The organism is Priestia sp. VA7 (assembly GCF_055710015.1).
Map to the genome: position 1 here is coordinate 199,244 of NZ_JBVQPN010000002.1, position 13,230 is coordinate 212,473.

General features: G+C 39.1%; 11 protein-coding genes. 7 read left to right on the top strand and 4 right to left on the bottom strand.

What is annotated here, in order from left to right; translation table 11 throughout:
- The first annotated feature begins 126 nt into the window (after positions 1–126).
- From ppc to AC0C45_RS07610, 3 genes are all read left to right on the top strand, one after another.
- Complete coding sequence (gene ppc / locus AC0C45_RS07600; protein WP_472928009.1) at positions 127–2,895, top strand: phosphoenolpyruvate carboxylase; 2,769 nt, start codon at positions 127–129, stop codon at positions 2,893–2,895.
- Between the two features lie 217 nt (positions 2,896–3,112).
- Entirely contained in the window at positions 3,113–3,556 is a 444-nt protein-coding gene (locus AC0C45_RS07605; protein WP_176585059.1) for a hypothetical protein, read from the top strand.
- A 390-nt stretch (positions 3,557–3,946) separates the two neighbouring features.
- Positions 3,947–4,954, top strand: coding sequence for an aromatic ring-hydroxylating dioxygenase subunit alpha (locus AC0C45_RS07610; protein WP_034654223.1), 1,008 nt, complete (start codon positions 3,947–3,949; stop codon positions 4,952–4,954).
- A gap of 30 nt (positions 4,955–4,984) precedes the next feature.
- Here the strand turns inward: AC0C45_RS07610 and AC0C45_RS07615 are convergent, their stop codons facing one another.
- The 3 genes from AC0C45_RS07615 to AC0C45_RS07625 form a co-directional block, all read right to left on the bottom strand.
- Positions 4,985–5,740 carry an ABC transporter permease gene (locus tag AC0C45_RS07615; RefSeq protein WP_472928010.1) on the bottom strand — a complete coding sequence of 252 codons (756 nt, stop codon included), beginning with the start codon at positions 5,738–5,740 and terminating at the stop codon, positions 4,985–4,987.
- On the bottom strand, positions 5,737–6,474 hold the full coding sequence (locus tag AC0C45_RS07620) for an ABC transporter ATP-binding protein (protein WP_034654219.1): 738 nt from the start codon (positions 6,472–6,474) through the stop codon (positions 5,737–5,739). The genes AC0C45_RS07615 and AC0C45_RS07620 overlap by 4 nt, the downstream gene beginning before the upstream one ends.
- Before the next feature lie 97 nt (positions 6,475–6,571).
- A complete protein-coding gene (locus tag AC0C45_RS07625; RefSeq protein WP_367040748.1) occupies positions 6,572–7,879 on the bottom strand; it encodes a homocysteine synthase in 1,308 nt (435 codons plus the stop codon).
- Positions 7,880–8,216: 337 nt separating this feature from the next.
- Here AC0C45_RS07625 and yknW point away from each other — a divergent pair, with 337 nt between their 5' ends.
- Genes yknW through AC0C45_RS07645 form a run of 4 tightly spaced genes read left to right on the top strand, consistent with a single transcriptional unit; the run spans position 8,217 to position 11,913 of the window.
- Positions 8,217–8,903 carry a YknW family membrane protein gene (yknW, locus tag AC0C45_RS07630; RefSeq protein ID WP_472928011.1) on the top strand — a complete coding sequence of 229 codons (687 nt, stop codon included), beginning with the start codon at positions 8,217–8,219 and terminating at the stop codon, positions 8,901–8,903.
- Complete coding sequence (locus AC0C45_RS07635; protein ID WP_472928012.1) at positions 8,904–10,034, top strand: efflux RND transporter periplasmic adaptor subunit; 1,131 nt, start codon at positions 8,904–8,906, stop codon at positions 10,032–10,034.
- Positions 10,031–10,720 (top strand): ABC transporter ATP-binding protein, encoded by a 690-nt coding sequence (locus AC0C45_RS07640; protein WP_013081850.1) that lies wholly within the window; start codon positions 10,031–10,033, stop codon positions 10,718–10,720. The genes AC0C45_RS07635 and AC0C45_RS07640 overlap by 4 nt, the downstream gene beginning before the upstream one ends.
- Entirely contained in the window at positions 10,717–11,913 is a 1,197-nt protein-coding gene (locus AC0C45_RS07645; protein ID WP_016763129.1) for an ABC transporter permease, read from the top strand. The genes AC0C45_RS07640 and AC0C45_RS07645 overlap by 4 nt, the downstream gene beginning before the upstream one ends.
- A 69-nt stretch (positions 11,914–11,982) precedes the next feature.
- Here AC0C45_RS07645 and AC0C45_RS07650 read toward each other — a convergent pair whose 3' ends face one another.
- Positions 11,983–12,969, bottom strand: coding sequence for a S8 family peptidase (locus tag AC0C45_RS07650; protein WP_080743195.1), 987 nt, complete (start codon positions 12,967–12,969; stop codon positions 11,983–11,985).
- Positions 12,970–13,230: the final 261 nt, after the last annotated feature.

Genomic DNA, 13,230 nt, shown 5'->3' on the forward strand with positions numbered 1-13,230 from the left:
TCTCCTGAACGAGAGGAGGAAATAAAATTATATGAAATTTATTTTCATTCATGGTAATATGAATTTAATATAATTTTCTAAAAAGTTTAAAAAGTACAATATTTATGAAGAAAGGTGTCGTGTCTAATGGTAACAGTAGAAGCAGCAGAAAGACAAAACAGCAGCACTGCCCTGCGCCGTGATGTTAAGTTTCTCGGTCAATTGTTAGGGAAAGTTCTGGTTCACCAAGGTGGAGAAGAACTGCTCAGCAAAGTAGAAAAAATACGCGAAGTAGCAAAATCACTTAGAGAAAACAAAGATGAAGTTATCTATAAAGAAATAAAAAATGAAATCGTTACTCTTGAACAGCCGATGCGCGAGCAGGTTATTCGGGCGTTTGCAGTTTATTTTCATTTAGTTAATATTGCAGAGCAAAATCATCGAATTCGTCGCAGACGCGAATATCAGCAGCAAGAAGATTCTATTATGCAGCCGGGCTCATTGGAAAGTGCCGTTGTTTCGCTTAAAAATAATGGCGTGGCGCCAGACGTAATTGCTAACTTGCTTCAAACTCTATCCCTAGAGCTCATCATCACTGCTCATCCAACAGAAGCCACTAGACGAAGTGTCCTTGATATTCATAAACGAATGGCTGAGCTTCTAAAAAACTTGGATAATCCAACGTTAACAAAACGTGAACGTACGGAAATTGAAGAAAGACTGTTTAGCGAAGTATTGATTTTATGGCAAACAAATGAACTGCGAGATCGCAAGCCGACGGTAATGGATGAAGTATCCAATGGATTATATTATTTTGATGAAACGTTATTTGAAGTGCTTCCTCAACTTCATCAGGAGTTGGAAAATTCATTGCAGGAGAATTACCCCGAAGAAAATTGGAAGGTGCCTAATATTCTTCGATTTGGTTCATGGATTGGCGGAGACCGAGATGGAAATCCAAACGTAACTCCTAAAGTAACGTGGCAAACGCTTGTCAAACAAAGGAAGTTAGCTATTCGTAAATATAAAGAGTCACTTACTCAATTGAGACAAAGGTTAAGTCAGTCTACAAAAAGAGTCGCAGTTTCAGATAATCTTCTTGATTCTATTAATCAAGAAATATCGCTGCTGCCTGAGAAAAAGCGATGGAGAATCAAACACGAAGTATATCGCTGCAAGCTTACGATTATGCTTCATAAATTAAATTTAGTTGGAGAATCGGAAGCAGGTTATCAAAGGTCGGAAGAACTTCTACATGATTTATTTCTAATCAAAGATAGCCTGCAAAAGCACCAGCCTCAGGATTATCAGTTAAAAAGCTTATGTAAATTAATTCGCCAAGTTGAGCTGTTTGGTTTTCATTTAGCAACGCTTGATATCCGTAATCACAGCGGGGAACATGAAGCGGCAATCAAAGAAATTTTCCAGGCTGTTTCTTTAGCTGAAGATTATTCAGCGTTAACGGAAGAGAAAAAAGTCGAGCTGCTAGGGAAAGTTCTTCAAGACCCAAGACCTGTGATATCGTTTGTAGAGAATTACTCTAAAGAAACGCAGCAAGTAATTGAAGTATTTAACATGATACATCGAGCACATAAAGAATTTGGAGAAAGATCTATTGAAGTCTACCTAATCAGTATGACGCAGTCTGCAAGTGACTTGTTAGAAGTCATGGTACTCGCCAAAGAAGCGGGTATTTACCGCCTCCATGCAGATGGCCGCATTGAAAGTAAGTTAAATATAGCTCCGCTGCTTGAAACGATTGATGATCTCACAGCGGGTCCTAAAATCATGGAACAGCTATTTCAATTAGATTTTTATCGTGAGCACTTAAGGAAACAGCAGGATTTGCAGGAAATTATGCTTGGCTACTCAGATGGAAGCAAAGATGGAGGAACGCTTACTGCTAATTGGAAGCTCTACAAAGCGCAGCAGGAAATTCATGATATGGCGAAGAAGTATCAAGTTCGTCTGAAGTTTTTCCATGGTCGAGGCGGCTCACTAGGCCGAGGCGGTGGGCCGTTAAACCGAAGCATTTTATCTCAGCCTGTTGAGACGCTAGGAGACGGTGTGAAAATTACAGAGCAAGGAGAAGTTCTTTCTTCTAGATACGCTTTATATGACATTGCTTACCGAAGCCTTGAACAAGCGGTCTCAGCTCTTCTTACAGCGGCAGCAAATGTTTCTCAAGAAGCTGAACAATGTGATATTCGTACACATGAATGGGAAGAAACAATGGACGAGATTTCAACTGCTTCTTTACGTAAGTATCAAGAGCTTGTTTTCAAAGATCCAGACTTTTTAACGTATTTTAAACAAGCTACACCTCTTCCTGAGCTGGGGGCTTTAAATATTGGGTCACGTCCAATGAGTCGAAAAGGAAGTGATCGCTTTGAAGACTTGCGAGCGATTCCGTGGGTATTTGCATGGACTCAAAGCAGACAGCTGCTTCCAGCCTGGTACGCTGCAGGTACGGGCTTACAGCATTTAGTAGAGAAATCCGGAGATATACAGCTTCTTCAGCAAATGTATAAAGAATGGCCATTTTTCCGCTCCACCGTCGATAATCTGCAAATGGCCTTAACAAAAGCAGATTTAATGGCAGCAAAAGAATACACGGAAATGGTACAAGACCCGGCTATTTCAGAGCGGATTTTTACCGCCATTAAAAAAGAGTATAATCTCACAAAAGAAATGATTCTTCAAATCACAGGTCAAAAAGAATTAATGGATCATCTTCCTACGATTAAAGAATCTATTAAATTACGAAATCCGTATGTGGACCCTCTAACATTCTTACAAGTTAAGGTCATTTCCAAGCTGCGTGAAGATGAGGCTGGAACGTTAAATGAAGAACTTTTAAAAGAAGCGTTATTAACGATTAACGGCATTGCAGCAGGGTTGCGTAACACAGGCTGATGATACCAAAAGACACCTCAAGAAAATAAAAGAGGTGTCTTTTGTTTATTCTTCTCACATAAAGAACTGTCTGTCAGTTCCCTCTCTTTTAAAGAGAACTTCCGCCTGCGAAATAGGCATTGAGAAAAATCAATGATAGAATAGAGAAAGGATGGAAATATTCTACAAATAGGTGCGGGTGACGGGATAACTAGATTGAATATGGAGGACGAGGACAATGGTAAAAAATTCGCAAATCTTCATTGAAGCTGACTCCGAGAATTCTATATTTATTGGACTGGAATTTTGTGAGTATACACAAAAAATGAATCCTACTTGTTTGTCCAAACAGCATATAAATGTGTTTATTCATCCAGAAGAACTCACCGTGGAATTTAAGAAAACAAAAAGTGATAGAACTATCGACGATTTTCATCTCATGCATATCGTTCCGGTTCATTGCTTTAATTATTTATTATGTTCGATTTCGCAAGGTATTGTTACAGATGTTCAGCTGAAAGCGGTTGGTCATCAAGGAGAAACGTTGTTTGAAGAAAGTCTTACATTGAAGTTTCATGAAAAAGCGACGGATTATGAAGAAACCCTCTCATTTTTCAAGCATTTAAATCAAGAAATACAAAAGCAGACGAAAAAATATACAGCCAGTTATATGAGCTCATAATAAAGCAAGCTGCGGTTTTTAAAACCGCAGCTTTTATTCGTTTAACCGAAAAAATTATGTTAGAGATGCTTACAAATCAAGAGATTTTTCAGTGGGAAATTGATAAAGTAAAACTAAGAGAAATCAGTGGACAGAAAAGCTTTTAGCGGCTGGCCGCTCTTTATTCAATATATAAGGGTTAGGTTTTAAGGTTAAAAAAATAGCGATGAATACGTATTGTCATTGTAGATGAAGTGCTAAGGTCGCTCTATCTGCAAACATGTAGAATCTTCGCGCTTATAGTCTGTTTTACGGAACGAAAAAGCTGCGGAATTAGAAGCACTCCTTCTATTTCTGCGGTTTTTTTTATAAACAAGAAATAAATTTACTTATTGTACGGAGGCGATGCAGATGATTAAAGATTTAGTATTGGCTAAGGAATGGCTGCCTGCAGCTTATTCACATGATTTAACAGATCAGCCCTTGCAAGTAACGATTTTAGAAGAGCGAGTTGTACTTTTTCGCACAACTAATGCTATTAAAGCATTTAAGGATTTGTGCATCCACCGCGGTGCAGCGTTATCTCTTGGAAAAGTGGTAGATGATTGCATTGTATGCCCTTATCACGGATGGAAATACGATGATGCCGGGGCTTGTGTGAAAATTCCTCAACAGCCGCCAGGAAGAGCTATTCCTTCAAAAGCAAAAGCACAGGTGTATGACTGCGTTGAAAAGTACGGGATTATATGGGTGAAGATGAACAGCGAGGCAGGTGATACTCCTCTTCCCCTGTATGATGAACATCTTAACTCCGGATTCAAAACGGTTTGCGCCAGCCCTCATACTCTGCAGGCAGCAGCTCCTCGTGTCGTAGAAAACTTTCTAGATGTAAGCCATTTGGCTTTTGTTCACGAAGGAAGCCTTGGGCACTCTGACTACGCCGAAATTCCTGATTATAAGGTGCATTGGAAAGATAACCGATACGTTTCTGATGAAATCGCTGTGTACGCAGATGCAGATGGCACGGGTAACTTTACGACTATTTATTACACCTTTGAAATTCTTCGTCCTACCGTTGCAAGGTTGAAAAAAGTGAACCACGAAACGGGTGAAATCTTTTCAATGCTGTTTGCGGTTTTACCTGAAGAGGAAAGAAAGTCCACCGTGTTTGCGCTGGTTTCTAGAAACTATTCGTTTGATGCACCTGATCAATATTTCCGCGATTTTCAGCAGCTTATTATTGAACAAGATACCAGTATTGTGGAAAGTCAAAAACCAGAAGAGCTGCCGCTTGACTTACAAGCAGAGCTTCATTTGAATCCGGACCGACTGAGTATTGCGTATAGAAGATGGCTCGGCGATTTAGGAGTAACCTTTGGAAGTGATATAGGATCAAGGTTAAAAAAAGCTGCTCAATAAAAAAAGAAGAAAGGAGTCTCCTTTCTTTTTTTATGCATGCTCACGGATAAGCTGCTGATAGCTATTAAAAAGGGTAGGATATGTTAATTGGCTTAAAATGACGCAGGAAAGCGTAGCAGACGCTAGAATAGTAAAAACGATAAGCAGCTGGAATTTGACAGCTTGTATCGGATCTGCCCCTCCAATAATCTGGCCTGTCATCATACCCGGAAGCTGAACGAGTCCAATTGTTTTTTGACTTTCTACAGTAGGAATCATGCTAGCTTTGATTGCGGCATTTAAAATACTATGAATAGCTTGTTTAGGAGTGCCGCCAAGCGCCAGAATCAATTGAATTTCGTCTCGTCTTCTATTTACTTCAGCATCTAACCGATTTAAAAATAAATTGGCCAAAATCATCGAATTTCCAATAATCATACCGCTGACGGGAATGATATATCGCGGAGTAGCAGGGATAATATGTAGTCCGAGCATAACGCTTTGGGTCAGGATTTCTACAATAAAAAGAGTGACAAATACACGAAAGAAAGCTTTAAATCCCTGCTTTTTTTTCTTTACAACATTTTGGGAAGCGACCGTCAGCATAACGAATAAAATGAGAATAATAAACGCAGGGTGATTCGCGTCAAAAATAAACGATAAAACATATCCGATCACTAACAGCTGAATGGCTGCTCGAATACTGGCAATGATAATATCTTTTTCGAGTCCTATACGAAAAGATTTTGATAAAAAAAGAGCAATAAAAACAAAAACGATTGTAAAAATCAGTGAAAGTGAACTCATAGAAAGGCTCCTTCAATAAATTGTTTTGTTTCAGCTTTTACAGGAGTATGAAAAAAGGTCTCAGTCTTCGCTTTTTCTACAATCACTCCGTTCATTAAAAGCCAGACTTCCTCTCCTAAACGTTTCGCTTGATCTAAATTATGGGTAACCCAAATAATCGTTTTATTCCGCTCTTTATGTAAATGAGAAATAAGCTGCTCAATTTCATGAGCAGAAGTGGCATCCAAAGCGGAAGTGATTTCGTCTAAAAGTAAAAGGTCAGATCCGTTCGACAGCGTGCGGGCTAATGATAACCTTTGCCTTTGACCACCGGATAAATCTCTTGCATCCTGCTCTAACAAGTCAGGTGAAAGACCCGTTAAGGCACAGAGTTCTTCAGGCATAATATCCTGCTTGCCATGGAGTTTTTGAACAAGCATCATGTTATCTCGCACTGTTCCATCAATAACAGGAGCTGATTGAAAAGCAATGCCCACTTTTTTTCGTAAATCAGAAATAGTCCATTTGCTAATGTCTTTTCCATATACTTCAATACTTCCTTCATCAGGTGCAGAAAGTAAATTGCACATGGAAAGCAGGGTGCTTTTTCCGGATCCTGATGGTCCTACCATCATGACGAGCGAGCCTTGCATTACTGTACCCGATATGCCTTTTAAAACACTATGTTCTTTATCCTTAAATGTTTTATGAACGTCTGTAAATGTAATAGCAGGTATTGAATTGAACGTGTTCATAGTAACTCCTTTTTCATTCGTTTTGTTTATTGTAGCATAAGCGAAAGTATAAAAAGTTATTGGATGATATAAAAAAAGCTGTGAAAAATCACAGCTTTTAAACAGTTGTATTCACTTTTTGGCTGGCTTTTAAGGCATAATCTAAATCTTCAAGAAGGTCGTCGATTGCTTCTGTTCCAACCGATAAACGAATAAGTTCTGGCGTCACACCCGAAGCTTTTTGTTCGTCTTTAGATAGCTGTTGATGAGTAGTGCTTGCCGGGTGAATAATGAGTGATTTAGAGTCGCCGATATTGGCTAAATGAGAAAATAACTGAACCGAATCAATTAACTTAGCCGCAGCGTTTTTTCCTCCCCTTACACCAAAGGTTAAAATTGCTCCTTGCCCTTTAGGCAAGTATTTTTGTGCCAAAGAATAGGAAGGGTGGGAAGGAAGCCCCGCATAATTTACCCATTGTACTAATTCATGCTGCTCTAAAAATTTTGCTACCTTTAATGCGTTTTCGCTGTGACGCTCTAATCGCAGGTGGAGTGTTTCTACCCCTTGAAGGAGTAAAAAGGAATTAAAAGGTGATAAAGCAGCTCCAATATCTCGTAAAAGCTGAACGCGCGCTTTTGTAATATAAGCAGCTTCACCGGCAGCTTCTGTGTATACAAGGCCATGGTAACTTGGATCTGGAGTTGTTAAGTCTGGAAATTTCCCGCTCGCTTCCCAATCAAATTTTCCACTGTCTACGATAACACCCCCAATTGCTGTTCCATGTCCTCCAAGAAACTTAGTAGCAGAATGAACGACAATATCTGCTCCGAAATCGATGGGACGAAGAAGGTAAGGGCTTGGAACCGTATTATCAATAATAAGAGGAATTCCATGCTCATGGGCAATGTCTGCAACTGCCTCGATGTCTAGCACATTTCCCTGCGGGTTTCCAACAGATTCAGCATAAATTGCCTTTGTTTTGGAAGTGATTGCACTTCTAAAGTTTTCTGGATTATCGGCGTTTACAAATTTGACGGTAATACCCAGTTTAGGAAGCGTAGACGAAAAGAGGTTATATGTTCCCCCATATAAACTGCTTGCTGATACAATTTCATCTCCTGCCGAAGCGATATTCAAAATGGAAAAGGTAGTAGCTGACTGACCCGAAGCTACTCCTAGAGCACCTACTCCGCCTTCTAACTCAGCAATTCGCTGTTCAAAAACGTCCGTAGTAGGGTTTACAATTCGAGTGTAGATGTAGCCTTGTTCACTTAAATTAAATAAAGATGCAGCATGCTCCGTATCTTTAAATCCAAATGAGCTTGTTTGATAAATAGGTACCGCACGCGAAAAAGTAGCCGGGTCAAGCTGTTGGCCAGAATGGATGGCTTGTGTTTCAGGACGAAATGGTTTCTTAGCAGACATTGAAACTCCTCCTTAGATATAAAACTTATAAAAAACATAGGAATAATAAACTTTAATCATAATATACGGATTCTATTGAATGATGTCAAATAATAATTAGAATATTTAGAAATTATAAGTAAGATTAATACTTTCATTCAGACATCTCTTTAATTTCTAAAAATACCATAAAAAATATAAAATGTAAGAAAAATGTCAATTAATTTGTATAATTATGTTAGAATATTAGGTGTTTGAGAGTTTCTTAGAAAGAGTCGATTTTGCTAGAAAGCTTTAAAAAACAGCAAAAGACGGGTCTTAAGAGCTAATAACGAAACAAAATAAAAGGAGTTTGATTATGAGCACAGAAGTTAACGTATCTTCGGAAGTCCAAGAGAAAGGAAAGCCTTCTATTTTTGGTTTTATTACGAGTCCAGTTGTACAGTTTGAGAAAATGAAAAGCAGCCCGGTCATTTGGGGACCTCTTTTACTTATCCTCATCTTAACAGCTGCAACAACGATTCTAGCCGTCTATACCCCTCAGGCAAAAGAAGCATTACAGCAGCAAAAAGAAGCTGGCATTGAAGTGAATTCAACATTTAGTATGATCGGCGGAGCGGTTGGAGGAGTGATTGCAATAGTTGCTACACTGGCATTCACGAGTTTAATTTTGTTTTTAATTGCAAAGTTAGGGACTGGAAAAACAACTTACCGCCAAATGTTTAGCTTAAATTTGTTTGTTACGTTCATCACAGCAATCGGTCAGCTAATTAATACGGGAGTAGCTGCACTAGCACATACTTCAGCTAATGTGACTTCGTTAAATGGAATGGTTGATGCGAAAGGTGCTATGGGAGGAGTATTTACTTCCATTGAAATCTTTTCTATCTGGGGACTTATTCTGACAGCAGTAGGACTACAAAAAGTGGCAAATGTATCAAAAGCTGCTTCTATTATTACAGTGATTATTTTATTCATCTTAGGAGCCGCTATTTCAGGAGTTGGAGGAGCTGCTTCAGAAGCGCTTAAAGGAGCAGGATTGTAAATGAAAAAAGGAATAATTATTACAGCTGTAGCAGTTGTTATTGTTGCGGTTATTGGAATTAACGTATATCGTGCACAAAGTGTAAGTGGGAAAGCAATCAATGTTCACGTAGCAAATATAAAGGAAAAAAAGTTAAGAAATACAGTTATGGTTCCCGGTACGTTAAAGCTTGCTGATGAGCAATATGTCTATTTTGATGCTGAAAAAGGCGAGGTTGAACGATTTCACGTAACAGAAGGATCTCGTGTCCAGCAGGGAACCTCTCTTGTAACATACGAAAGCGATACGCTTGATTTAGAGCAAGAACAAAATAAGCTAGAAAAAAAATCCAGTCAGCTGCAAATTGACTCAGTAAGCAAACAGCTTTCTAATTTAAATAAAAAACAAAAAGAATTGGAAAAAGAAATGAGTAAGCAAGAAGCGAAAGATCAAATCGATACAGAACGTACGCAGCTCAATCTCGATTTAGAAACGGCTAAAATTGATTTAGAACGAAACAAACTAGAAGCCAAATCAATTGCTAAAAAAGAACGTAATTTAGACGTAGCGAGTGATATTAATGGGACGGTGCTAGAAGTAGATAAAGAAGCGGTTAATAACACAAGTGACGTTCAAAAACCGCTTATACATATTGGTAATACCGATGAATACTTAGCTACTGGTGTGCTGTCTGAGTACGATGCATTAAAAATTAAAACCGGTCAAGCTGTCAAAATTACATCAGATGTGCTGCCTGATAAAGAATGGGCAGGGAGCGTTAAACAAATTGACTATCTACCTCAGCAGCAGGCATCAGCAGAAGCGGGCAATGATGGGGCTAATCAATATCCAGTTGAAGTAAAAGTAGATGACCAAGATATCACGATGATTAAGCCGGGATTTAAGCTGCTGCTTGAAATTGAAACAAGCAGTAAAAAAGCTTCATCACTGCCGATAAAAGCAGTTGTAAATGAAGACGGAGAAAAATATGTATATGTGGTGAAAGATAAAAAGGCGGTTCGTAAGGAAGTAAAGATTGGAGAAACAACAAATAAATTTAGTGAAATCAAAAGCGGCGTATCTTCTAAAGACAAAGTCATTACAAATCCTACAAAGAACTTAACTGACGGTGCGGAAGTGACTGTTCAATGATCGAGCTTGTGAATATTCATAAAAGTTATCATCTTGGCAAAGAGGAAGTGCCAATTTTAAAAGATATTAATTTGAAGATTTATGACGGTGAATTTGTTGCGATTATGGGACCTTCTGGCTCTGGTAAATCAACGCTAATGAACATTATCGGATGTTTAGACCGTTCGTCTTCAGGGTCCTATTTATTAAATGAACAAGAAATCTCCACTTATAGTGATGAGCAGCTTGCAAAAGTAAGAAATATTCATATCGGTTTTGTTTTTCAGCAATTTCAGCTGTTGCCGCGTTTAACAGCGGTAGAAAACGTAGAGCTTCCAATGGTATATGCCGGTGTAACGCGTAAGGAAAGACGAGCCAGAGCAGAAGCTGCGCTTGAAAAAGTAGGGCTGAGTGAGCGGATGAAACATTTACCGAGCGAGCTATCAGGAGGGCAAAAGCAGCGCGTTGCTATTGCTCGTTCTATTGTTAACAATCCGACGCTTATTTTAGCAGATGAACCAACAGGAGCTCTAGATACAAAAACAAGTGCTGATATTATGGAGCAATTTTCTCAGCTTAATGCAGATGGCACAACGGTTGTAGTCATTACCCATGAACCTGAAGTGGCAGAATACACATCGCGTACAGTTATCGTTCGTGACGGTAAAGTGCTAAGTCATAGCGATAAGGAGAACGATAGCTTATGAGTTTGATAGAAAATATTCGCATGGCTCTCTCTTCGGTTCTTGCTCATAAAATGCGCTCTATTTTAACGATGCTTGGTATTATCATTGGCGTAGCGGCTGTTATTATCGTTGTAGCCATTGGTCAGGGCGGAGAACAGATGATTAAGTCGGAAATAACAGGAGCAAGCAATACAGTTGATGTATACTATCAGCCTCCTGAAGACGAGATGCAAGCTGATGACCTTTCAATGACGGGTGAGCCTATCTTTACAGAGGATGATATTAAAGCTCTTTCGACTATTCCCGGAGTGAAGAATGTGGTGGCTTCTAGTTCAATGGGAATGGGGATAAGATATAGAGACAAGGAATCTGATACGACTGTTAATGCTATTAACGAAGGCTATATTGAAGTTAATCAGCTGGAAGTTTCAAAAGGAAGAATGTTAGACAGCTCTGACTTTTTATCAGGTAATCGAGTAGGTGTTATCACAAGCGATATGAAAAAAGAGCTATTTGATAAAAAAGAAGCCCTTGGACAAGTAGTATGGGTGCAAGGCCAGCCTATCAAAATTATTGGTGTCACAAAAAAGGCAACGGGCTTTTTAGCATTTGAAATACCAACCATTTATATTCCGAATAATACGTATAAATCAAGCTTCGGTAAGCTCGATTACACAAACCTTAGTGTTCAAGCAAAAAGCTCTGATCAACTAAAAAAAGTAGGGAATGACGCAACGGATTTGTTAAATAATTTGCATGATGCGGAAGACGCTTACCAAGTGCAGAACTTAGAAGAAATAGCAGATAGCATTGGAAATGTAACGCGGATTATGACAACGATTATTGGATCGATTGCAGGCATTTCCCTGCTTGTTGGCGGGATTGGCGTTATGAACATTATGCTGGTTTCTGTAACGGAACGTACAAGAGAAATTGGTATTCGTAAAGCGTTGGGAGCATCTAAAAGACAAATTCTAACTCAGTTTTTGATTGAATCCATTACCCTCACGTTAATTGGTGGTTTGCTTGGAATTGGCCTCGGCGCGGGCGGGGCAGCTCTTGTTTCATTATTTGCTGGCTGGCCGTCATTAATTTCGTGGCAAGTAGTACTTGGAGGAGTGTTGTTCTCCATGACGATTGGCATTGTATTCGGCATGCTTCCTGCAAACAAAGCGGCGAAGCTAGATCCAATCGAAGCATTAAGATATGAATAAAGACATGCGTTCGCATGTCTTTATTTTAATTTAACGAGAACCAAGAAGATTTCTCGTTTTTCTTATTTATTACTTACTAGGGTTGATACGGGCTACGTTAATAATATCATGTATTTTCTCTACCAAATCGAGCATGAGAAATCCGTTTCCTTCAGAGCTTTTTCGATATCCAAGAGGAAGGGTTCTTCTTACAAGCTGAGCATAGATTTCGGCTTCGATTAAAGAGCGGCCAAATTCCTTCTCACATAAGTTAATTAATAGAGCTAAAGCTCCTGCCACGTGGGGAGTTGCCATTGAAGTTCCTGAAAGAGTCGCGTACTTATTTTCCAAGTAAGTAGAGATAATGTTAACTCCCGGTGCGACTAGGTCCACTTCTTCATTTGCATTGGTAAAAGGGGCAAGATTTAAGCTGCTGTCCACTGCTCCTACTTGAATGACTTCGTTGTAACTTCCTGGATATGAATATTCAAGGGTTTCTTCGCGGTCGTCACCTTCATTTCCAGCCGCAACAACAACAGAAACATCTTTATTCACAGCATTTTGAACAGCTTCGTGCAGTTCTGGAACGTCTTGTGGTCCCCCGAGTGACATGGAAATAACTCGTGCTCGCTCATTGTTAGGACCGCGCCATTCGACGGCGTAGTTAATAGCATCAATAATCCATTCGTAATTTCCCGATCCTTCACCGGTAAGTACTTTTAAGCTTAGAATTTTTGCTTTGGGTGCCACTCCTACTACCCCTTCATTATTGAGCGCAGCAGCAATGGTACCAGACACGTGAGTGCCGTGCCCATTATTATCTTCAAATACAGAAGAATCCCCGTCATAATCCGAAGTGAAGTTTCTTCCTCCGATAATACAATCTTTTAAGTCAGGATGATTTGTGTCAACACCAGTGTCGATAACTGCAATTACAATGCCTTCTCCTTGATTGCTTTGTTCCCAAATAGCAGGCGCTTGAATTAAGCTTACTCCTTTAGGCGTTTCGTTTGTTGAGTCGATAATCGACTCAATTGTATAAGGAATTAATTTGACTTGTAACGGTTGTTGAGTCATAGTCATCCTCCTTAAAATGAATTTCATAAAAACGGAAGTTGTTTAATTATAAATTCCCAACTATTTCTATAAATTAAACATTTTTCATGCGAATCCTTTCTTTTTAAATAAAAAGACTCACAAAAGATGTGAGAAGAGGAAAAAAGACCCTGAAGACAAGCCCGATAGAGATTTTTAATGTTATCTGTGTATTCACTTTTAATGTTTATCTCACACTATAGAAGAAAGAAACTCCAAGAAAAATCACATAGGACTGGTAAC